The organism is Pseudoxanthomonas sp. X-1, assembly GCF_020042665.1.
In the GTDB taxonomy this organism is placed as follows: Bacteria; Pseudomonadota; Gammaproteobacteria; order Xanthomonadales; family Xanthomonadaceae; genus Pseudoxanthomonas_A; species Pseudoxanthomonas_A spadix_A.
Genome location: NZ_CP083376.1, coordinates 3,624,294 through 3,644,371, shown reverse-complemented (window position 1 = coordinate 3,644,371; position 20,078 = coordinate 3,624,294). Strand labels below are relative to the sequence as shown.

Genomic DNA, 20,078 nt, shown 5'->3' with positions numbered 1-20,078 from the left:
GGTCAGCCCGTGATCGCGCGGGCGGCGGCGAAGGCCTGGTCGAACAGCGCCTGCACCGGCGCCTGCAGCTGGCGTGCCAACAGCATCAGCAGCACCAGGCCGACCAGCAGCGAGACCGGCAGACCGATCTGCATGGGGTTGAGCTGCTGGGCCGCGCGCGAGAGCACGCCGAAGGCGATGTTCACCGCCAGCAGCGCCATGATCACCGGCAGCGCCAGCAGCACCCCGGCGCGCAGCGCGGCGCCGAAGAAATCCGGCACCGCCGACAGCACCGCATGGGTGTCGGGCAGGGCCGCGCCGATGGGCAGGCTGGAATAGCTGCCGGCCAGCAGGCTGATCAGCGCCAGGTGGCCGTCGAAGGTGAAGAACAGCAGCGAGAACACCAGGAAGAACCACTGCGAGAGCACCGGCGAGGACGCGCCGGACAGCGGGTCGGCCAGGGTCGCGAACGACAGGCCCATGCCCTGGGAGACCAGTTCGCCGGCCAGCTGCCCGGCCTCGAAGGCCAGGCGCAGCACCAGCCCGATCGCGATGCCGACGGTGGACTCGCGCAGCACGGAGAGCACCGTGGCCGAATCGATCGCCAGCGGCGGCGCGGCGGGCAGCACGGTGGACAGCGTGGCCGACAGCGCCAGCACCAGGATCAGGCGCACCCGCGCCGGCAGCGTGCGTCCGCCGATCACCGGCAGCACCTGGAACGCCGCGCCGATGCGCAGCGCATGCCACAGCACCGTGGCCAGCAGGCCGAACAGGTCCACGCCGGTGGACGTGGTCAGGGTGACGGCATCCATCGTCGCGTGCCTGACGCCGTCAGCCGATCAGCTGCGGGATGCGGTGGAACAGGTCGATGGTGAAGGCGGTCAACCGCCCCAGCAGGAAGTTGCCGGCGATCGCCAGCGTGGCCACCAGCGCCAGCGCCTTGACCACGAAGGCGATGGTGGCCTCGTTGATCTGCGTGGCCGCCTGCACGATGCCCACGACCACGCCGACCACCAGCACCATCAGCAGCGGCGGTGCGCCCAGGACCAGGGCGATTTCCAGGCCGCGGGAGATTTCGGTGAGGGCGGTTTCGGGGGTCATGGCCGTGTCGGGCGAAGCGCGTGCGGCGCCGGGTTTCCGGCGAATGCCGACAAGACTGCAAGGCGCGTGCCTGGAAAGCAGGAGCAAAAGCTAACCCCTCCCCGGCCCTCCCCTTGGCCTGCGGCCAAAGAGAGGGGCAAGAGCGCAGCCCAGCCATCCTTACATCGCGCATGAACTGGCCCCCTCCCTTTCGCGAGCGAAGGGGAGGGCTGGGGAGGGGTGAGCTTTTCCGCATTTCCGCTTTTTTGCTGTTCCTACGTCGCATTAATCTGTAATGACCAACGAAGGAGCTCAGGCATGGATGCCCCGCGCCACACGCCGACCGAGGCCGAACACCGCCTCTGGCAACGCGTGCGCGGTGGGCGACTGGCCGGAGTGAAGTTCAGGCGCCAGATGCCGATCGCCGGCTACATCGCCGATTTCGCGGCGCCGGCGATGGGGCTGGTTATCGAACTCGACGGCGGGCAGCACGCCCAACAGCTGAAGGCCGATGCGGCGAGGACGCGGGCGCTCAATGCGGCGGGCTATCGCGTAGTGCGCTACTGGAACGACGACGTGCTGCAGCGGACCGACGCGGTGCTGGAGGACATCCTGCGGGCGCTGGGGTTGGGGGGCTGATGTGGGTGGCAACAGCAACGGCAACAGCAACGGCGACAGCAACGGCGACAGCAACGGCAGCAGCAACGGCAGCAGCAACGGCAGCAGCAACGGCAACAGCAACGGCAACAGCAACGGCGACAGCAACGGCAACAGCAACGGCAACAGCAACGGCAACGGCAACGGCAACAGCAACAGCAACAGCAACAGCAACAGCAACAGCAACAGCGTAACCCCTCCCCAGCCCTCCCCTTCGCTTCGCGAAAGGGAGGGAGCCGGTCATGCGGGCGGCGATAGATCGCTTGATCTTGCCGTCGCGGAGAAGCGCTTGGCTCGCTTTTGCCCTCTCCCTTTGGCCGTAGGACAAGGGGAGCTTGAAGTCGCGGCTAGCGGCTGAGGGGGAGGGGTCGCTCTTCGCGGGGAGCCTTCAGAACAAGCTGAAGTCCCAACCCACCGGGTCAGCCCGGTGCGGCCCCTGATCAGAACGAATAAGGCAAGGAAACAGAACCCGATCATCCGAACGGATGACTGCTAAAGCCCTTGCTTCAACCCCATCAAAACGGATTGAAGCTGGACGCCAGCGATCCCACCACCAGCACCCAGCCATCGACCAGCACGAACAGCAGGATCTTGAACGGGGCCGAGATCAGCATCGGCGAGAGCATCATCATGCCCATCGACATCAGCACGCTGGCCACCACCAGGTCGATGATCACGAACGGGATGTAGATCAGGAAGGCGATCTCGAACGCGGTCTTCAGTTCGCTGGTCAGGAACGACGCGGCCAGCACGCCGAATGGCACGTCCTGCGGGTTGGCATACGGCCCGGTGTGCGAGAGGGTGGCGAAGGTCATCAGGTCGTTCTGCCGCACCTGGGCCAGCATGAAGCCGCGGAACGGCTCGATCGCCGCGCCCCAGGCGGTCTTGAAGTCCATCGTCTTGTCCAGGTACGGCGCGATGCCGTGGGTCCAGGACGCGTCGAACACCGGCGTCATGATCATGAAGGTCAGGAACAGGGCCAGCGCCAGCAGCACCTGGTTGGAGGGCGTCTGGCCGGTGCCCAGCGCCTGGCGCAGCAGGCCCAGCACGATGATGACGCGTGTGAAGGCGGTCATGCCCAGCAGCGCCGCCGGCAGCAGCGTGATGCTGGTCATCAGCAGCAGCACCTGGAGCGGCATGCTGACCTTTTCGCCGCCGACCTGGCCGACGTTGACCTGCGGCAGCGATTGGCCGGCCAGGTCGGTGACGCTGGGCAGGTTGTTCTGCGAAGCGGCGGGGGCGGGGGCCGGCGCCGCGGGCGCGGCGGCCTGCTGGGCCAGGGCGCCGCCGGCCAGCGCCAGACCCAGGAGCAGCAGGGCCAGCAGCGACATCAGGCGCGAACGCGAACGGCTCATGATTTCTTACCGAAGTGCTGCGCCAGCACCTGGGCGAAGGCAGGCGGCGCTTTGGGTTGGGGAATCGGCAGCGGGGTGTCGAGCTGGTGCAGCACGCGCGTGCCGCCGGCGCCGGTGCCCAGCACCAGCTGGGTGTCGCCGACCGCCACGACCACCACGCGCTCGCGCGGGCTCAGCGACAGCGAACCGACCACCTTCAGCGCCGGATTGCTGGCGCCGCCGATGCCGGGCATGCGCTTGGCCAGCCATCCCAGCACCAGGATCAGGCCGACCACCAGGACCAGGGCGAGCACCGCGCCGCCGATGCTGCCCACGCCCGCGCCGCCGGCCGGAGTGCCCGCGGGCGCGCCGATCTGGGTGGTGGTGGCCTGCGCGGCGGGGCGGCCGGGCACGGTGAACTGTTTGACCGGCTGCGCGGTGGCCGCGGCCCCGGCCTCGACGTTGGCCGGCAGCGCGGCGGCGGACGACTGGTTGGCCGTTGCCGGCGCAGAAGAGGCCGGGACGCTGGTGGCCGCCGCCGGCGCCGGACTCGCCGGCGCATGGCCTTCGCTCTGCGGACTGGCGGCGGCCGATGCCGGCAGCGTGTCGGCGGGGGCGACGACCGCGTCCGGCGCCGCCAGCAGCGCCGATGCGGACGCCGTCGCGCTCACTTGAGCCTCTTGATGCGTTCGGCCGGGCTGACCACGTCGGTCAGGCGCACGCCGAAGCGGTCGTTGACCACCACGACCTCGCCCTGCGCGATGAGGGTGCCGTTGACGTAGACGTCCATCGGTTCGCCGGCGGCGCGTTCCAGTTCCACCACCGACCCGGCGGTGAGCTGCAGCAGGTTGCGGATCGGGATGCGGGTGCGGCCGACTTCCAGCGACAGCTGCACCGGCACGTCCAGGATGACGTCCAGGTTCAGGTCGCCCGCCACCGCGCCGGGTTCGGCGGTGAGGGAATCGAAGGCGGCGGGCGCGGCGGGATCGGTACTCATGGGCTGGACTCGGGGGAATCGTTGGAGGAGGGCACGCGCGGGAACTGCACCTGCGTGACCTTGAAGGCGTTGAAGCCGTTGTGGACGCCGAATTCGCCGGCGAACATCGGCGTGCGTTCGACTTCCAGATGCACGGGGCGTGCCAGCTCGATGGGGATGATGTCGCCCACGCGCAGGCGCGAGAGATCGCGCAGGCTGATCTGGCGGTGGGCGATGGACAGGCTCAGCTCCAGGTCGGCGTCCTGCAGGCCGGCGCGCAGCGCGCGCGTCCAGCCGGCGTCGGCCTCCGCCTTGGGCCGCTTGCTGGTCGCCTCCAGCTGCTCGCGCACCGGCTCGAGCATCTTGTAGGGCATGGCGATGTGCAGGTCGCCGCTGCCGCCTTCCAGCGCCACCGAGAAGCGGCTGACCGCGATGTGGTCGCGGCCGTCCATCAGGTCGGCGGTGGCCAGGTCGGGATCGGGCGGCACGATGGACAGCGCCACCGGGGCCAGCGGCGTCCAGGCCTCGGCCAGGTCGGCCAGGGTCTGCTTGAGCATCAGCTGGATCACGCGCTGCTCGGTCGGGGTGAAGGCGCGGTTGTCGATGCGCGCCGGCAGGCGTCCGGCGCCGCCGAAGAAGTTCTCCACCACGCTGAAGACCAGGCGCGGTTCGTACACCGCCAGCGCATGGCCCTTGAGCGGGGCCATGTGCACGCGGGTGACGCTGGCCGGCATCGGCAGGGCGTTGGCGTATTCGTCGAAGCGCACCACGGCGGTGCCGCGGTAGGTCAGCTCAGGCGCGCGGCGCAGCAGGTTGAACAGGCCGGTCCTGAAGTTGCGCACGAAACGCTCGTTGAGCGCGTCCAGCCCCGGCAGGCGGCCGCGGATCGCGCGGCCGGCCTGCTTGAAGTCGTACAGCCGCACCTCGCCCGGCGCGGCGGCCTGGCCGGTGCCGACCGCGCCGCTGTCCACGCCGTGCAGCAGCGCGTCGATCTCGTCCTGGGACAGCAGATCGTTGCTCATCACTGCACGACCAGGCTGGTGAACAGCACCGCTTCGGGCTTGTTGGGGCCGCCTTCGCCGGCCAGTACCTTCTTGACCTCGACCAGGGCGGCGTCCTGCAGGCGCTCCTTGCCGCTGCGCTGGGCCAGGCCGGCGGCGGTCTGCTGGCCGAACAGCAGCAGCAGACGGTTGCGGATCGCGGGGGCCTGGTCCTGCAGCGCCTTGAGCGTCTCCGGGTCGCGCGTCATCACCTGCACGTCGGCCTGCAGATAGCGGGTGGCATCGGTATCGGCCAGGTTGACCACGAAGGCCGGATCAAGCGCGAAGTAGGTCGCGCCGGCCTTGGCCTTGGCGGCCGCCCCGTGCTCGCCCGCGGGTGCGGCGTCGGCGGCCGCGTGGCCGCCCCCGGCGCGCTGCTGGAAGAACCAGCCGCCCGCCACGCCAGCGCCCAGCAGCACCAGGGCGCCGATGATCAAGGGCAGCTTGCTCTTCTTCTTGGGCGCATCGGCCGCTGCTGCGGGTTTGGAAGCCACGGGAACCACTCCGGTATCGACGAAAGGGGGGAACTCACCCCGTCGTGATGCAAGCCGCGTGCCGTGCGTGAGCTGCCCAGGCGAGCCTGCGGGAATGTCCGACGCGCCTCGTTGGCGGCGGAATTCCGTCGCGGCCATGGGCTCGCGCTCATCGATCGGCCGGCGCCGACGCGCTTGGCGCCTCGCATGAAACTTCCACCGTCGTTCCCGCGAAGGCGGGAACCCAGTGCCTCTACTTGCGAAGGGCCAAGGCACTGGCTTGCCCTATCGACGGAAGCCGCCGCTTTGATCCGCCGGTGTCGTGGCGATGCCTACGCGCAGCGGTCAGGCGTACTCGTCGAGTAGCCCACGGCTGCGCACAACCGCCGGGGCGACCGAAGCCTGTGCGGTCGCGCGCCCGTTGCCGAAGGCGTCGCTACCGAACGTCTGCCCCTGCGAGCGCGGCGCGGCCTGGTCCTGCTGCTGGCCCGACTGCTGGCGCTGGCCGATGTCGGCATTGCCCAGCTGCAGGCCCTGCTGGCCGAGCAGGTCGCGCAGGCGCGGCAGGCTGGCTTCCAGCGCCTGGCGCACATCGGCGTTGGCGCTGTGGAAGGTGGCATTGACCTGGGTGCCGTCCAGCTGGATGCGCACGTCGATCGGGCCGGCATGTTCCGGGTTGAGGCGGATCTCGGCGTGGCCCAGCTTCTGCTCGGCCATCCACGCGATGCGGGTGCCGAGGCCGTCGCCGAAGCCGTCGTCCAGGTGCGCCGGCAGGGCCAGCGGCGTGGCGGCGACGGCACTGGCGGTGAGCGGTCGGTCCAGGGTCGGCGCGGCGGTCACAAGGCCGGCGAACGCCACGGTGCCCGGCTTGTCGTCCTTGCCGTCCGGCAATGCGAAGCCGTTGCCGCCCTCGCGCTCCAGCGTGGCGCCGACCGCCAGCTTGAGCGCGTCGGCCGGCGCCGCATTGGCGGCGGCCTTGGGATCGAGCAAGGCGGCCAGCGCACCCGTCGAGACCAGGCCCGGGGCCTGCTGCAGGGCGCCGGCGGCGCTGCCGGCGATCAACGCGGCGGTCGCGCCCTTGCCCGTGCCGGGAGCGCTGGCGTCGGTCGTCGGCAGCGTGGCGGCGTCGGTGAGCGATGGCGCAGGCAGGGTGATGGCCGGGCTGTCGACCAGCGACGGCGGGGCGTCAGCGGGCTGCGTGGCCGAGGGCTTCGCCGGATCCGTGGACGCGGCGGTGCCCGGCATGGCGCCGGCGCCGACGGCATTGCCGGCGATCAGCGCGGCGCTCGTGCCCTTGGCCGCTCCGGTGACGCTGGCGTCCGCGGCCGGCAGCGCGGCCGGGTGGGCGACCGGCTGGGCTGGCGCGGTGATGGCCAGGCTGCCGGCCAGCAGCGCCAGCAGCTGCTGGGGATCGCTGGCGGGCGCGGGCGCGGACTGGGCGTCGTCCTTGCTGGTGGCGACGGCCGTGGTGAGGGGGGCGGCCGCGGCCTCTGTCGTCTGCGGCGTCAGCGCGGCCTGCAGCGACAGCGTCGCCTCGGACGGGACCGGGTCGGCGTCCGCGTCGCGGCGGATCTGCCGCGACGCGGCGGCGATCGCGGCCGTGCCGGCCTGGGGGGCAGGCTGCGAAGGCGCGGCATTGGAAGGACTGGATTGCATCGGGTCGCTCCCGCCGGCAGGCGGCGTGGCGCCGCCGGTCGCGGGCGCGGCCGCGCTCGTGGTGGCGGTGGACTGCGTGGAAGGAGCGCTGGCCGGTGCGCTCTGCGCGGCGGCGTTTGCGCCGGCAGGGGGCGCGGCGCTGGCGGTCGCGGTGCTGGCGGCGCTCGCGGCGAAATCGGCGTAGCTGCGGCCATCGGCGGACGCTCCGGTCGAAGCGGACGGCACGCCCGACGCGCCGGACGAGGCCTTGCCCGCACCCGAAAGCAGGGCCGCGGCGCTGGCGATCACGCGCCTTCTCCTTCGACCGCCAGCGTGGCGGCACGGGCGGCGACGCCGCGGTTGCCGATCTCGTCCAGTTCGCGCTGGGCCTTGGACTGCTGCACCTGCGCCTCCTGGGCGCGGTAGCTGTCGGCCAGCTTCTCCAGCACCAGGGTCTCGCGGCTGGCCAGCAGCAGACGCGCGCGCTCGACGTCGCTGACCTGCTGGCTCTGGTTGACGATGCCGGCCTGCTGCACGACCGCCGCGTTGAGCCGTTCGCGGAAGGCGACGCGGTTGACCAGCAGCGCCGGCGACATGGTGGCGTTGGCCGGGGAGGCGGCGTACTCCTCGGCATAGCGGCGCAACGCGTCCAGGCGCTCCTGCTGCTCGCGCACGATGCGCTCGCGCTCGGCCACCGAGCGGGCGGCTTCGTCCTGACGCTGTTGGGTGACCTTGATCAGCGGTTCGAGGCGTTGGGAGCGCATGGGGGGAGTTCTCTTGCGTGGAGTGCTGAAGGGGGCGAACGGTTACTGCTTGAGCGGGAACGGCTGGCCGGGCGTGTCGTCCAGCAGGCGGTGCAGCGACTGGCGGCTGGCCTGCACGTCGGAGGCTTCGCGCACGTCCTGGCCGAGGAAGTTCTGGATCGCCGGCCAGCGCGCCATCGCCTCGTCGACGTTGGGATCGCTGCCGCGCTGGTAGGCGCCGATGGCGATCAGGTCGCGCTGGGCCGAGTAGGCGGCCATCAGCCGCTTGAGCTTGCGGATGTGCTCGCGCCAGGGCGTGTCGGTGATGTCCTGCATCACGCGGCTGACCGACTGCTCGATGTCGATGGCCGGATACTGGCCGGCGTCGGCGATGCGGCGGGTCAGCACGATGTGGCCGTCCAGGATCGCGCGCGAGGCATCGGCGATCGGCTCCTGCTGGTCGTCGCCCTCGGTCAGCACCGTGTAGAAGGCGGTGATCGAGCCGCGCCCGTCGGCGCCCATGCCGGCGCGTTCGACCAGCGCCGGCAGCTTGGCGAACACGCTGGGCGGGTAGCCGCGCGTGGTCGGCGGCTCGCCGACCGACAGGCCGATCTCGCGCTGGGCCTGGGCGAAACGGGTCAGCGAATCCATCAGCAGCAGCACGTGCAGGCCCTGGTCGCGATACCACTCGGCGATCGCGGTGGCGCGCAGCGCGCCGTGCAGGCGCGCCAGCGGCGGGCGGTCGGCCGGGGCGGCGACCACCACCGCGCGGCGCAGGCCTTCCTCGCCGAGGGTGGCCTCGACGAAGTCGCGCACTTCGCGGCCGCGTTCGCCGATCAGGCCCACGACGATGACGTCGGCCGAGGTGTAGCGGGTCATCATGCCCAGCAGCGTGGACTTGCCCACGCCCGAGCCGGCGAACAGGCCCACGCGCTGGCCGCGGCCGATGGGCAGCATGGCGTTGATGGCGCGCACGCCGACATCGAGCGACTCCTCGATGGGCTGGCGCGAGAGCGGATTGATCGGCACGCCGGCGAGCGCCACGTAGCCTTCGGCGCGGATCGGGCCCTTGCCGTCCAGCGGCGCGCCGTCGTTATCGATCACCCGGCCCAGCAGCCCTTCGCCCACCGCGACTTCGCCCTGTGTGCGGGTGGCGATGACGCGCGCATTGGGCAGCAGGCCCTGCAGGTCGCCGGTCGGCATCAGGAAGGTGCGCTCGCCGGAGAAGCCGACCACCTCGGCATCCACCCAGCGTCCGCCCGAGGTGGCCACGCGGCAGCGCGAGCCCATCGGCGCACTGCAACCGGAGGCCTCCAGCGTCAGGCCCACGGCGCGGCGCAGCACGCCCTCGCGGACCAGGCCCATCGCCGCACTGGACGGATCGGCGCCGCGCAGCCGCTGCGCCAGGCGCAGGTTGCGCGCGCCTTGCAGGCCATCGGTCACGGCGTCGTGGGGCAGGGCGTTCATGGCGTGGGCGCATGTCCTTCGCCGGAAGCCAGGGTGGCCTCCAGCACCGACTGCAGCCGTGCATGAAGCGTGCCGTCGATGCGCACGCCCTCGCTGTTGAGGCGCAGCTCGCCGCGACCCAGGCCGGCGTCGGCGGTCAGGCGCACGCCGCTCAGGCCCGCCAGGTGCGGAGCCAGCACGCCGAAGTCGTCCGGGTGCAGGCGCAGTTCCAGTTCGCGGCTGCCGCTGCCGACCGCGTCGATCGCCTCGCGCACCAGGTCGGCCAGCAGGCTGGGGTCGGCGGCATAGGCGCGGCCGACCAGCACGCCGGCGATGCGCGTGGCGAGGTCGGCCAGCGCATCGGCCACTTCACCGTCCAGGCGCGCCAGCGGCCGGGTGAAGCCGTCGAGCACGGCCTGGATCTGGGCGATGCGGCGCTGGATCTCGGCCTGTCCCGCCGCCAGCCCCGCCGCATAGCCGGCGGCGTGGCCTTCGGCCTGGGCGTCGCTGCGGATCTGGTCGATCTCCGCGGCGGTCGGCGGCCTGGGCGGCTCGGGCTGGTCGCGGCGCGGCCCCAGACCCGGGGCGGTCCAGCGCACCGCGTCGGCGGCCGGGGCGAAGGCGTCGATCACACCAGCGCCTCGCTGCGGCTGCTGATGGAGATGTCACCGGCCTCGGCCATCTTGCGCACCTGGTCCAGGATGTCCTTCTGCGCGGCCTCCACCTCGGCCAGGCGCACCGGGCCGCGCGCTTCCATATCGTCGAGCAGGATCTCGGCCGCGCGCTGGGACATGTTCTTGGTGATCTTCTCGCGCACGCGCGTGTCGGCGCCGCGCATGGCCAGGGCGAGCTTGTCGGTGGAGACCTCGCGCAGGATCGCCTGCATGGTGCGGTCGTCCAGGCCGGCGAGGTTGTCGAACACGAACATCAGGTCGCGGATCTCCGTGCCCAGCCCGTCGTCGACCGCGGCGATGGCCTTGAGCAGGGTCTCGTCCTGGCCGGCTTCGACGAAGTTGAGGATGTTGGCGGCCACCTTGGCCCCGCCGATGGCCGAGGGCTTGCCCTGGCTGCCGCTGAACTGGCGCGCCATGACGTCGTTGAGCTCGGCCAGCGCGTGCGGCGGGATGCCGTCCAGCGTGGCGATGCGCACCAGCAGGTCGCCATGCAGCTCGGCCGGGATGTGCTTGAGCACCTCGGCGGCCTGGTCGCCTTCCAGATGCGCCATGACGATGGCGATGATCTGCGGGTGCTCGTTGCGCACCAGCTGGGCGATGGCCTTGGGCTCCATCCACTTCAGCGCTTCCAGGCCCGGCGTGTTGCGCCCGGACAGGATGCGGTCGATCAGGCCGCTGGCGCGCTCTTCGCCCAAGGCCTGCATCAGCACCGCGCGCACGTATTCGTCGGCGCCGTCGCCGATCTTGGCCGGCTGCTCCAGGGTATCGACGAAGCGCACGATCACCTGCTGCACCAGCGAATGCGGGATGTCGCCGACGCTGGCCATGGCCACGCCGAGCTTCTGCACTTCCTTGGCCTCCATGTGCTTGAGCACCTCGGCGGCCTGGGCCTCGCCCAGCGACAGCAGCACCACCGCCGCGCGCTGGGTGCCGGTCAGCGGTTGATCCTGATCAGCCATCGGAGTTCACCATCTCGCGCACGACCTGGGCCACGCGCCTGGGATCGGTGCTGGCCACTTCGCGCGCGGTCTGCAGCTTCTGTTCGAAGCCCGGGCCCGGCGGCAGCACCGGCTTGGGCGAATAGGCCGGCGAGAGCTTCACCGGGACTTCGTCGTCGTCGACCATCTCGGCGGTGACGGTGGGCATGACCTGGCCGCCGGCCGGCACCAGCGCATTGCCGACCGGCACGCGCGGCGAGAGCATCGCGCGGAAGGCCGGGCGCAGCACGAAGAAGATCAGCCCCAGCACCGCCAGTCCGCCCAGCGCCATGCGCGCGATGTTGAGCGCACGCGGGTCCTGCCACATCGGCAGCGCATCCTGCGGCGTCTCCACCGCGGCCGGCGCGAACGGGGCGTTGACCACCGAAACCACGTCGCCGCGCTGCTGGTCGTAGCCGATGGCCTGCTGCACCAGCGTCTCGATGCGCTTGAGTTCGCCATCGTTGAGCGCGCGGGTGGCGGCCGGCTTGCCGGCGGTGGCGCTGCCGGCCGGCACGTTGTCCACCAGCACCGCGGCGGTGACCCGGCGGATGCGGGGCGTCGCCTGGCGGGTGTGGGTCAGGGTGCGGTCGATCTCGTAGTTGCGCACCGTGCTGCGCGTGCCCGAGTTGTTGCCGGCGTTGGCGTTGGCCTGCTGCGGCGCGGCGCCATTGGCCGGGTTGGCGGCATTGGCGGGCGCGGCCGTGTTGGCGGCGTTGGGCGTGTTGCTGGCGCTGCCCGGCACGCCCTGGGCGTTGGCGTTGGAGGCCGACAGGTTGCCCGACTCGCTCAGCTGCTCGCTGCGCACGATCGCCGGCTGCGGGCCGTAGGTCTCGCTGGCCTGTTCGGTTTGGGCGAAGTCCATGTCCACGCTGACCTTGGCGCTGACCCGGCCCGGGCCGGTCATCGGCGCCAGCAGTTCCTCGATGCGCTGGACGTAGAGCGCTTCCTGGCGGCGCTGCTGTTCGAACTGCTTGGCGTTGACCGCCTCGGCGCTGTCCGGATCGTCCTGCGAGAGCAGGCGGCCGAACTGGTCGACCACGGTCACGTGCTCGGGCGACAGGTCGGGCACCGACGAGGCGACCAGGCGCTCGATCGCGTCGATCTGGTTCTGCTCCAGGGTCTGCCCGGCGCCCAGCTGCAGCACCACCGAGGCGCTGGCCGGCTCGTTCTGGCGGGTGAAGGCCGAGGGCTTGGGCATGGCCAGGTGCACGCGCGCCTCGCGCACGGGGCGCAGCTGGGCGATGGTGCGCGCCAGCTCGATCTCCATCGCGTGCTGGTAGCGCGCGCTCTCGACGAACTGGCTGGTGCCGAAGCCCTGGTCGCCCTGCAGCGACTCGAACCCGGCCGGGCCGCTGCTGGTGATGCCGGCGCTGGCCATGGTCATGCGCGCCGCGCCGGCCTGGTCGGCTGGGACGGTCAGCGCGCCGGTGGCGGCGTCGAGCTTGTACGGGATCTGCGCGGTGCGCAGCGCGTCGGACGCCTGTGCGGTGGACTTGGCGTCCAGCCCGGCCTGCACGGTCACGTAGTCCGGCTTCTGCGTCCAGAAGAACAGCCACAGCCCCAGCGCGATGGCCGCCGCGGCCAGGATGAACACCGCCAGCTGGCGGACCACCGGGATGTCCTGAAAGCGACCGAGGTCGCGCAGCGCATTGGCGGCTTTGGGAAGGGCGGTGGCGCTCATGGGTGTCTGGGGCCGCAGGTCAGGAGTCGAAGGTCAGAGGATCAGGAGGCGCGGATCGCGGGTCGGACGGGGAAGCGAATGCGGTCTTGCACGAAACCAGGCGCCGGGCGCGCAGGCGCTACACGGGCATGTTCATCACGTCCTGGTAGGCCTGGACCAGGCGGTTGCGGACTTCGACCGTGGCGCGGAAGGCGACCTGCGACTGCTGCATGGCGACCATCGTGCGGGCCAGGTCGGCGCGCGGATCGCCCAGTTCGAAGGCGGTCTGCATGGCGCTGGCGTTGGCCTGGGTCGCGCTGACGTTGTCGATGGCCTTGGACAGCAGCTGGCCAAATCCACCGCTGCTGGCCGGGTCGACCGCGTTGCCTCCCGCCACGCCGCCGACGTTGCCCAGGCCGTTGACGTCGATGGCGTTGCTCACGCCTTCGCGCGTGCGCAGTTCGTGCGCGCGGATCTGGGACAGGATCGAGGAGATGGCGTCGGTCATGGCCGTGTTGCCGTTGGGTTCTTGACGGGTTCAGGCAAGACGCGTGCCATGCCCAAGTCAGAAACCCGCCGCCACCGCGACGCCTTCGGCCTCGCGGTCGATGCCGTACTTGCGCAGCTTCTCCACCAGCGTGGTGCGGCGCAGGCCGAGCAGCGGCGCGGCGTGGGCGACCACGCCGCCGGCCTGGGCCAGCGCGGCGCGGATCAGGTCCAGCTCGATGCTGGCCATGTGGTGGCGCAGGTCGATGCCCGCGGCCGGCAGCACGGCATCGCTGGCCGGCGCGGCGGTGGCCGGCGTCGGCGCGGCCGCGACCGCCGCGACCGGGACGGGATTCATCGGCGCGACCACGGCCTTCTGCGGCTGGGCGATCTGTCGCAGCGCCGGGGCGTCCTCCAGGCCTTCGCCCAGCGCGGCGCCGCGGTAGCGCGCCGGCAGGTCGGCCGCGCGCACGGTGCCATTGGGATGCAGCACCGACAGGCGCTCGATCAGGTTGGACAGCTCGCGCACGTTGCCGGGCCAGCGGTGCCGGGCCAGGGTGGCGATGGCCTCGTCGGACAGCGCGACATGGCCGCGGCCGTTGTCGCGCAGCTGGCGGGTGATGGCATCGACGAGCTCGGGCAGGTCCTCGATGCGCTCGCGCAGCGCCGGCATCTCGATCGGGAACACGTTGAGGCGGTAGAACAGGTCCTCGCGGAACTGGCCGGTGCCGATGCGCGCTTCCAGGTCGCGGTGGGTGGCGGCGATCACGCGCACGTCGCACTTGATGGTGGCCGTGCCGCCGACGCGCTCGAAGCAGCGCTCCTGCAGCACGCGCAGCAGCTTGACCTGCATCGGCAGGGACATGTCGCCGATCTCGTCCAGCAGCAGCGTGCCGCCCTCGGCCATTTCGAAGCGGCCCTTGCGCTGGGTCAGCGCGCCGGTGAAGGAGCCCTTCTCGTGACCGAACAGCTCGCTCTCCAGCAGGTCGGCCGGGATCGCGCCGCAGTTGACCGCCACGAACGGCTTGTCGCGGCGCGCCGAGCGGTCGTGCAGGGCGCGCGCGGCCACTTCCTTGCCGGTGCCCGATTCGCCCAGGATCAGCACGGTGGTGTCGTGCGGGGCGACCTGGTCGATCATGCGGTTGAGTTCGATCGCCGCGGCGCTGCGCCCGGTCGGGCCGGACTGGGCGCGGCCGACGCGGGCCTCGGCCTCGGCGTGCTTGACCGCGGCCTTGGACAGCGCGTCCTGCAGCTGGGTGCGGCGCACCGGGAAGTCCAGCGGCCACACCGTCTGGCGGTGCAGCGGCGCGCGCCACGCCGCGTCCGGCGCGTGGCCCGGCAGCTCCAGCACCGGCGGGTGCAGCGGCTGGGTCGCCAGCCAGGTGGTGAAGGTGACCAGCTCGGCCGGTGCGACCTCGCCGACGATCACGGCCATCCAGTCGTTGGGACGCGCGCGGCCCAGGTCCAGGTCGGCCACCTCGGCGACGATGCGCGGGGTGTAGTCCATGAATTCCAGCAGCGTGGCCACGCGCTCGGCGCGGTCCATGTCCTGGTCGATGACGAGAATGCGGGCGGTGTTCATGTCAGGCGGCAACCGAAATGGAAGGACGGGAGAGCTGGCGGGCCTTGGCCGGGCCGATGGCCAGCTGATCGCGATACTTGGCGACGGTGCGGCGCGCGATGCGCACGCCTTGGCGGGCCAGCAGGCTGGCGATGACCTCGTCGGCCAGCGGCGCGGTGCGCGGCTCCTCCTCGATCAGGCGCTTGACCATGGCGCGCACCGCGCTGCCGGAGACATCGGCGCCTTCCAGGCGCACGGCGAACAGGCGCTTGAGTTCGATCGTGCCGCGCGGGGTCTGCAGGTACTTGCCGGCGACGATGCGCGAGACGGTGGACTCGTGCACCCCGATGGCGTCGGCCACCTCGCGCAGGGTCAGCGGCAGGATGGCTTCCTCGCCCTGCTCCAGGAACCCGCGCTGGCGCTCGACCAGCAGCTGGGCGGTGCGCAGCAGGGTGTCGTTGCGCATGTTCAGGCCGCGCACCAGCCAGCGCGCCTCGTCCAGCAGGCCGCGCAGCGCGGCGTTCTCGCCGCCGTTGCCGGCCAGGGCGCGCTCGCAGTGGGCGCTGATGCGCACGCGCGGGGTGGTGTAGCGGCCCAGCGCCACGCGCCAGGCGCCGCCGGCGAACCAGGCCACCACGTCCGGCAGGATGTGGCTGTCCTCGGTCGCGGCCGGCGCCTCGACCGGATGCGCGCGCAGCGTCAGGACCAGGGCCACGGCCGCGCGCACGTCGTCCACGCTGCTGCCGGTGGCGGCCGCCAGCGCGGCGTCGTCGTGCGCGGCCAGCAGGTCCAGGTGATCGGCCAGGATGCGCGCGGCCAGGGTGCGGGCCGGGCTGTCGGCCAGCGTGCGCAGCTGCGCGCGCAGGCACTCGGCCGGATCGGCCGCGGCCATGCCGGCCCATTCGCCGTGCAGCAGGCGCTGGCGCACCAGCTGCAGGGCGTCGAGTTCGAACTGCAGCGCGCCCTCGGCCAGCAGCGCGTCCAGCGGCTGCTCCAGGTAGCCGCGATCGTCGCAGCGGTCCAGCCACCACGCGGCCATGGCCAGGTCGGCGGCGTCCCAGCTGATCGCCAGCAGGGTCAGCAGGCGCACGCGCATGTCCGAGGACTCGCCTGCGGCGATGCGCGCGGTCGCGTCCTCGTCCAGGGCGCCGCCGGTGTTGCCGGACAGGCCGGCCATGAACGCGGGCTCGGGCAGCTCGTCCCACGCGGCCGCTTCCAGCTGGGCCGCGTCATCGGCCTCGAGCGTCTGTGCCTCGGCCTCGGCCTCGTCGGTTTCCAGCAGGGGATTGCGCTCCAGCGTCTGGGCCAACTCCAGCTCCAGCTGCTGGCTGGTGAGCTGCAGCAGGCGGATCGACTGGAGCAGTTGCGGCGTCAGGTTGACGCCTTGCGCCATCTTGGCGGTCAGGGTGCCTTTCACGTTGATCTCTCCGTGTCACCCGGCCCAGCGCCGGTGTGTGGAGCTATCGTGGAATTGACGCGCCGGCTTCCGAATCGGGGCAAACCCTGTAGGGATTCAGGGTAAACCTGTCGTGTTGTAGGGGCATCCCCGACTTTGCGTCGTAAATATGACGTGAAAGCCAGCTGAACGTAGAAAGGTGACCCGTTGCGTCACGTGCGACCTGGATCACAAGCCGGCTTTTTGGCGTGCCGTGCGCCATGTGCCGACACCGGCGAAGGCGCCGGGCGCGCGTGGCGCCGGAAAGCGGTCGCGCCACCCCCGGATACCGGGCGTCCGGTCGTGTCGGCACGCGCCATGCCACGGCGTGGTGACGGTCTTCCGGCGCGGGGTCAGGGACGATCGTGATGGCGCATGGCCACGCGCAGCAGTTCGCTGGCGTTGCGGCAGCCCAGCGCTTCCATGATCCGCGCGCGATGGGTCTCCACCGTCTTGACGCTGATGTTGAGGTCGGCGGCGATCTGCTTGGTGGTGCGCCCGGCGCCGAGCGCATCGAGGATCTCGCGCTGCCGGCGCGGCAGGCTTTCGACATCGCCCGGCTCGCGCGGCGCGCGATAGCCGCGCAGCTGCGGCGCGGACACCTGCGGGCTGAGGAAGGTGCGGCCGGCCGCCGCCGCGCGCAGCGCGATCTCCAGTTCCGCCGGCGAGGAATCCTTGACCACATAGCCCAGCGCGCCGCGCGTGAGCGCTTCGCGCACGTGCAGCACATCCTCGTGCATGGACAGGACCACGATGGCCGCGTCGGGGCAGGTCTTGCGCAGTTCGGCCAGCGCGTCGAAGCCGCTGCGGCCGCGCAGCGACAGGTCGAGCACGACCACATGCGGCAGCAGCTGCTTGGCGCGGATCACCGCCTCGTCGGCGTTGGCCGCCTCGCCGGCGACCTCGACGCCCTCCATGGTTTCCAGCAGGCGACGCACGCCGGCCCGCACCAGCGCATGGTCATCGCAAATCAGCACGCGCAGCACGTGGCGGTTCCTTCTTGTTCCGTGACGTGTCCCCTGCCGGTGCGACCTTAACGAACCGCGTCGCGACTGAAAAGGGCTTGCGTCACATGGAAAGTATGCTTAGGTCGCGCGACGACGTTGCGCGATGTCACGCCGGTGGATGCGGAACACGTGGCGTTCCAGCGCCGCCTCGAGCGCAGGCGACCCTGGCGAGAAGGCCAGCCACGCGCGCGTGGCGGCCGCTTCGGGCACGCTGGCGAGCACCTGGGCGGGCAGCACCAGCGGCGAGGGCAGCCAGTCCGAGGCGCGCACGCGCAGGCTGCCCTGCGTACCGGGTTGCACGGCCTGGTCCAGCACCAGTTCGACGCCGCGCGCCGACCAGCGCAGGGCGCGCGGCGCATCCTGCGCGGCCTGGCAGCCGGCCAGGTCGGCCACCAGCAGCGTCAGCAGATCCAGCTTGGCCTCCAGGCGCAGCAGCGCCGGATCGGGCGGCTGGTCCGGATCGTCGCCGCGGCCGACGCCATCGTCGATCACCGCCAGCGCGCGCAGCAGCGATTCGGCCTGGGCGAGCATGCCCTCGACCGTCGCCGGCGCCAGCGCCTGCGGCAGGAAGGCCGCGGCGCGGGTTTCCTCCAGCGTCAGGATCTCGCCGAACAGCAGCGCGCGGGCCTGCTCGGGCGTCATGGGCACGGGATCGGTCATCGCACGGACTCGAAGGACGAAGGCCGGCAGGATGCCGCAAGTCGTGTGTGCGGTGCGGCAGGGCGTCGCCGCGCGGCCGGGCGCGCGGATTACTTCAGCGCCCGCATCCAGGCGTTGGCGCCGCGGCGGCCGGCGTCGAGACGGGCCAGTTCGGCGGCGGCGGCATCGCGGCCGGCGCGCAGTTCGTCCATCAGCAGCTGGTAGTCGGCCAGCAGGGCCAGCCACGGACCGCGGTCGGCGGTCTTCAGGTCGATCTTGGACAGCGCCAGCACCAGCTGGTGCTGGTAGGCGCTCAGCAGCTCGTCGGCCGCCGCCCAGCGCTCGCACTGGAGCGCGTCCCGGATCTGCTCGACCGGCAGGGCGGGCAGGTGCGCCAGGGCCTGCGCGGACGGCTGCCCGGTCGCCATCACACGCCCTGCGGCGCGATCTGGCGCCAGGCGGCCTCGATCTCGCCCAGCAGGTCGTCCACTTCCTGCAGCGGGGCCAGGTCGTTGTTGAGGTTGGCGGCCAGCAGGCGGCGCTGGCAGTAGTCGTACAGCGCGGCCAGGCCGCTGGCGATCTCGCCGCCCGCTTCCATGTTCAACGACCCGTTGAGCCCGCCGATGATGGCGCAGGTGTCGGTGATCGCATGCGCCTTGCGGGTGACGTCGCCGCGCTCGAGCGAGGCGATGGCCAGGCGGATGCGCTCGCGCGCGGTCGACAGCATGATCGCGATCAGCTGGTGCGGGCTGGCGTCCAGCGTCGCGCTGCTGGCGCCGGTCTGCTTGTACTGGTTGGCAAGGCTGCGGGCGTTCATGGCAAGGCTCGGTTAGTCGTCGCTGCTGCTTTTCTTCAGCTGCTGGGTCAAAAAGTCGCTGGTGCTCTGCAGCCTGGTCATCATCGCGTCCAGCGCGGTGAACTGCGCCTTGTAGCGCGCCTCGGCCGCGGCCATGCGCGTGTCCAGGGCGTCCTTCTGCGCATCGAGCTTCTTGGTCTGGATGCTGAGACTGTCATTGCGCGAATCCAGCAGGCCGCCGCTGTCGGTCAGCCCCTTCAGCACGGTGGTCAGCTTGCCCACCATCGTGTCCGAACCGCTGCCGAAGACCCGGGTCAGGGCCGAGCCGTCCTTGCTCATCGCGGCGGTGAAGTCGGACTGGGACAGCGACAGCGTGCCGTCCTTGGCGATGCTGATGCCCATCGCCTTCAGGTCGACCACGTTGCCGGAGAGGATGTCGCGCAGCTGCCGGGTCGTCCCGCGCACCATGGCATCGCCATTGAGCGCGGCGGCGGTCTTGGTGGCGACGTCGTAGCTGGTGGTCGATGCGATCGCCGCCATGGCCGCGTTGTACTTGTCGGCGAAGTTCTTGACCGCGGCGAACTGCGCCGCGCTGTCGTTGGCGATGGTCATCTGCACCGTCGTGCCCGGGCTTGCGGCCGAGAGGTTGAAGGTCACCCCGTCGATCAGCCCGGTGACCGTGTTGCTGGCGCTCTTCTTGAGGACGCCGTCGACCTTGATCTGGGCGTCGGCGGCGGCGGTGAGCTCGGTCATCCCGCCGCTGGCGCCGGCGCCATAGGTCAGCGCCGCCAGGCTGCCGTTGTCGCCGCTGGCCGAGACGCTGATGGCGTTGGCCGTGCCGCCGTCGAGCGAGGTCAGCACCAGGTGGGCGCCATCGTCGCCGGTCACGATGCTGGCGGCCACGCCCTTGCCGCCCGCGGCCTTGTTGATCGCGTCGCGGATGCCGACCAGGCTGTTGTTGGCGGCAGTGACGTCCACCGACAGCTGGGTGCTGCCGTAGCCGATGGACAGGGTGCCGGTGCCGACCGCGGTATCGCGCGAGGCGAAGGCCGGCGAGGCCAGCTTCTGCGCGCTCGCCAGCGAAATCACCTCGACCGCGTAGTTGCCGGTGGCGGCGCCGGCCGAGGCGGTGGCCGTGAAGCCGGCGGTCGTCGAGCCCAGGCTGACCGCGCGCGCCGCCGTCGTGCTCTTGCTGTTCAGGGCGTTCATCGCCAGGGTCAGCGATGAGAACGCCGAGCGCAGCGTGGCCACGGCCGAGACCTGGGCATTGATCTTGGTTTCGGTGGCGGCGTATCGCGTGTCGGTCGGCGCGCGCTCGGCGGCCACCAGCTGCGAGGCCATCGTGGCCGGATCGATCCCCGAGGCGCTGGACGTGCTGCCGACGGTGGTCATGCGACGGCCTCGGTGCGGCGCGGGTCCTCGGGCAGCGTGTTGGCGTTGCGCATGGCGCGGACCTCTTGAAGCGGGAAAGGACGGA

Annotated in this window: 23 protein-coding genes; 2 read left to right on the top strand and 21 right to left on the bottom strand. The window is 71.5% G+C overall.

Going from position 1 to position 20,078, the window contains the following annotated elements:
- Positions 1-2 precede the first annotated feature (2 nt).
- Positions 3-791: a flagellar biosynthetic protein FliR gene (fliR, locus tag LAJ50_RS16430; protein WP_138655419.1), complete on the bottom strand. Its 789-nt coding sequence runs from the start codon at positions 789-791 to the stop codon at positions 3-5.
- 19 nt (positions 792-810) lie between these two features.
- Positions 811-1,080, bottom strand: a complete 270-nt coding sequence (locus tag LAJ50_RS16425; protein ID WP_130515545.1) for a flagellar biosynthetic protein FliQ — start codon at positions 1,078-1,080, stop codon at positions 811-813.
- A gap of 297 nt (positions 1,081-1,377) precedes the next feature.
- Between LAJ50_RS16425 and LAJ50_RS16420 the strand changes: the two genes are divergently transcribed.
- Complete coding sequence (locus LAJ50_RS16420; RefSeq protein ID WP_130550166.1) at positions 1,378-1,698, top strand: endonuclease domain-containing protein; 321 nt, start codon at positions 1,378-1,380, stop codon at positions 1,696-1,698.
- A gap of 1 nt (position 1,699) precedes the next feature.
- Positions 1,700-2,074, top strand: a complete 375-nt coding sequence (locus LAJ50_RS16415; RefSeq protein WP_171044704.1) for a hypothetical protein — start codon at positions 1,700-1,702, stop codon at positions 2,072-2,074.
- A gap of 157 nt (positions 2,075-2,231) precedes the next feature.
- Here the strand turns inward: LAJ50_RS16415 and fliP are convergent, their stop codons facing one another.
- The 19 genes from fliP to fliD form a co-directional block, all read right to left on the bottom strand.
- Positions 2,232-3,047, bottom strand: a complete 816-nt coding sequence (gene fliP, locus LAJ50_RS16410; protein WP_224096608.1) for a flagellar type III secretion system pore protein FliP — start codon at positions 3,045-3,047, stop codon at positions 2,232-2,234.
- Positions 3,048-3,067: 20 nt separating this feature from the next.
- A complete protein-coding gene (gene fliO / locus LAJ50_RS16405) occupies positions 3,068-3,721 on the bottom strand; it encodes a flagellar biosynthetic protein FliO (RefSeq protein WP_224096349.1) in 654 nt (217 codons plus the stop codon).
- Complete coding sequence (fliN, locus tag LAJ50_RS16400; RefSeq protein ID WP_130515551.1) at positions 3,718-4,047, bottom strand: flagellar motor switch protein FliN; 330 nt, start codon at positions 4,045-4,047, stop codon at positions 3,718-3,720. The genes fliO and fliN overlap by 4 nt, the downstream gene beginning before the upstream one ends.
- Positions 4,044-5,051: a flagellar motor switch protein FliM gene (fliM, locus tag LAJ50_RS16395; protein WP_171044707.1), complete on the bottom strand. Its 1,008-nt coding sequence runs from the start codon at positions 5,049-5,051 to the stop codon at positions 4,044-4,046. Before fliM ends, fliN begins: the two co-directional genes overlap by 4 nt.
- Positions 5,048-5,560, bottom strand: coding sequence for a flagellar basal body-associated FliL family protein (locus tag LAJ50_RS16390; protein ID WP_224096348.1), 513 nt, complete (start codon positions 5,558-5,560; stop codon positions 5,048-5,050). Before LAJ50_RS16390 ends, fliM begins: the two co-directional genes overlap by 4 nt.
- A 324-nt stretch (positions 5,561-5,884) precedes the next feature.
- Positions 5,885-7,483: a flagellar hook-length control protein FliK gene (locus LAJ50_RS16385; protein WP_224096347.1), complete on the bottom strand. Its 1,599-nt coding sequence runs from the start codon at positions 7,481-7,483 to the stop codon at positions 5,885-5,887.
- Positions 7,480-7,938 (bottom strand): flagellar export protein FliJ, encoded by a 459-nt coding sequence (fliJ, locus tag LAJ50_RS16380; protein WP_130550161.1) that lies wholly within the window; start codon positions 7,936-7,938, stop codon positions 7,480-7,482. Before fliJ ends, LAJ50_RS16385 begins: the two co-directional genes overlap by 4 nt.
- Before the next feature lie 42 nt (positions 7,939-7,980).
- The gene (gene fliI / locus LAJ50_RS16375; protein ID WP_138654836.1) at positions 7,981-9,384 is read right to left on the bottom strand and encodes a flagellar protein export ATPase FliI; all 1,404 of its coding nucleotides are present in this window, start codon (positions 9,382-9,384) and stop codon (positions 7,981-7,983) included.
- A complete protein-coding gene (locus LAJ50_RS16370; protein ID WP_343228053.1) occupies positions 9,381-9,962 on the bottom strand; it encodes a FliH/SctL family protein in 582 nt (193 codons plus the stop codon). The genes fliI and LAJ50_RS16370 overlap by 4 nt, the downstream gene beginning before the upstream one ends.
- A 29-nt stretch (positions 9,963-9,991) precedes the next feature.
- Positions 9,992-10,975: a flagellar motor switch protein FliG gene (gene fliG, locus LAJ50_RS16365; RefSeq protein ID WP_165424082.1), complete on the bottom strand. Its 984-nt coding sequence runs from the start codon at positions 10,973-10,975 to the stop codon at positions 9,992-9,994.
- 13 nt (positions 10,976-10,988) lie between these two features.
- Positions 10,989-12,698 (bottom strand): flagellar basal-body MS-ring/collar protein FliF, encoded by a 1,710-nt coding sequence (gene fliF, locus LAJ50_RS16360; protein ID WP_130550157.1) that lies wholly within the window; start codon positions 12,696-12,698, stop codon positions 10,989-10,991.
- A 118-nt stretch (positions 12,699-12,816) separates the two neighbouring features.
- Positions 12,817-13,185, bottom strand: coding sequence for a flagellar hook-basal body complex protein FliE (gene fliE, locus LAJ50_RS16355; RefSeq protein ID WP_138654832.1), 369 nt, complete (start codon positions 13,183-13,185; stop codon positions 12,817-12,819).
- A gap of 57 nt (positions 13,186-13,242) precedes the next feature.
- Positions 13,243-14,745: a sigma-54 dependent transcriptional regulator gene (locus LAJ50_RS16350; RefSeq protein WP_138654830.1), complete on the bottom strand. Its 1,503-nt coding sequence runs from the start codon at positions 14,743-14,745 to the stop codon at positions 13,243-13,245.
- A 1-nt stretch (position 14,746) separates the two neighbouring features.
- A complete protein-coding gene (rpoN, locus tag LAJ50_RS16345; RefSeq protein ID WP_130550154.1) occupies positions 14,747-16,141 on the bottom strand; it encodes an RNA polymerase factor sigma-54 in 1,395 nt (464 codons plus the stop codon).
- Between the two features lie 371 nt (positions 16,142-16,512).
- Entirely contained in the window at positions 16,513-17,142 is a 630-nt protein-coding gene (locus LAJ50_RS16340; protein ID WP_138654838.1) for a response regulator transcription factor, read from the bottom strand.
- 102 nt (positions 17,143-17,244) lie between these two features.
- Positions 17,245-17,826 (bottom strand): PilZ domain-containing protein, encoded by a 582-nt coding sequence (locus LAJ50_RS16335; RefSeq protein ID WP_138654828.1) that lies wholly within the window; start codon positions 17,824-17,826, stop codon positions 17,245-17,247.
- A gap of 89 nt (positions 17,827-17,915) precedes the next feature.
- Positions 17,916-18,233 carry a hypothetical protein gene (locus tag LAJ50_RS16330; protein ID WP_130550152.1) on the bottom strand — a complete coding sequence of 106 codons (318 nt, stop codon included), beginning with the start codon at positions 18,231-18,233 and terminating at the stop codon, positions 17,916-17,918.
- The gene (gene fliS, locus LAJ50_RS16325; protein WP_138654826.1) at positions 18,233-18,622 is read right to left on the bottom strand and encodes a flagellar export chaperone FliS; all 390 of its coding nucleotides are present in this window, start codon (positions 18,620-18,622) and stop codon (positions 18,233-18,235) included. The genes LAJ50_RS16330 and fliS overlap by 1 nt, the downstream gene beginning before the upstream one ends.
- A 12-nt stretch (positions 18,623-18,634) precedes the next feature.
- A complete protein-coding gene (fliD, locus tag LAJ50_RS16320; RefSeq protein ID WP_138654824.1) occupies positions 18,635-19,993 on the bottom strand; it encodes a flagellar filament capping protein FliD in 1,359 nt (452 codons plus the stop codon).
- Between the last annotated feature and the right edge of the window lie 85 nt (positions 19,994-20,078).

Excerpts from the sequence above, each read along its gene's own strand:
- fliR (WP_138655419.1), bottom strand. The coding sequence starts at position 791 with ATGGATGCCGTCACCCTGACCACGTCCACCGGCGTGGACCTGTTCGGC.
- LAJ50_RS16425 (WP_130515545.1), bottom strand. The coding sequence starts at position 1,080 with ATGACCCCCGAAACCGCCCTCACCGAAATCTCCCGCGGCCTGGAAATC.
- LAJ50_RS16420 (WP_130550166.1), top strand. The coding sequence starts at position 1,378 with ATGGATGCCCCGCGCCACACGCCGACCGAGGCCGAACACCGCCTCTGG.
- fliP (WP_224096608.1), bottom strand. The coding sequence starts at position 3,047 with ATGTCGCTGCTGGCCCTGCTGCTCCTGGGTCTGGCGCTGGCCGGCGGC.
- fliN (WP_130515551.1), bottom strand. The coding sequence starts at position 4,047 with ATGAGTACCGATCCCGCCGCGCCCGCCGCCTTCGATTCCCTCACCGCC.
- fliJ (WP_130550161.1), bottom strand. The coding sequence starts at position 7,938 with ATGCGCTCCCAACGCCTCGAACCGCTGATCAAGGTCACCCAACAGCGT.
- fliI (WP_138654836.1), bottom strand. The coding sequence starts at position 9,384 with ATGAACGCCCTGCCCCACGACGCCGTGACCGATGGCCTGCAAGGCGCG.
- fliF (WP_130550157.1), bottom strand. The coding sequence starts at position 12,698 with ATGAGCGCCACCGCCCTTCCCAAAGCCGCCAATGCGCTGCGCGACCTC.
- fliE (WP_138654832.1), bottom strand. The coding sequence starts at position 13,185 with ATGACCGACGCCATCTCCTCGATCCTGTCCCAGATCCGCGCGCACGAA.
- LAJ50_RS16350 (WP_138654830.1), bottom strand. The coding sequence starts at position 14,745 with ATGAACACCGCCCGCATTCTCGTCATCGACCAGGACATGGACCGCGCC.
- LAJ50_RS16335 (WP_138654828.1), bottom strand. The coding sequence starts at position 17,826 with ATGACCGATCCCGTGCCCATGACGCCCGAGCAGGCCCGCGCGCTGCTG.
- LAJ50_RS16330 (WP_130550152.1), bottom strand. The coding sequence starts at position 18,233 with ATGGCGACCGGGCAGCCGTCCGCGCAGGCCCTGGCGCACCTGCCCGCC.
- fliS (WP_138654826.1), bottom strand. The coding sequence starts at position 18,622 with ATGAACGCCCGCAGCCTTGCCAACCAGTACAAGCAGACCGGCGCCAGC.
- fliD (WP_138654824.1), bottom strand. The coding sequence starts at position 19,993 with ATGACCACCGTCGGCAGCACGTCCAGCGCCTCGGGGATCGATCCGGCC.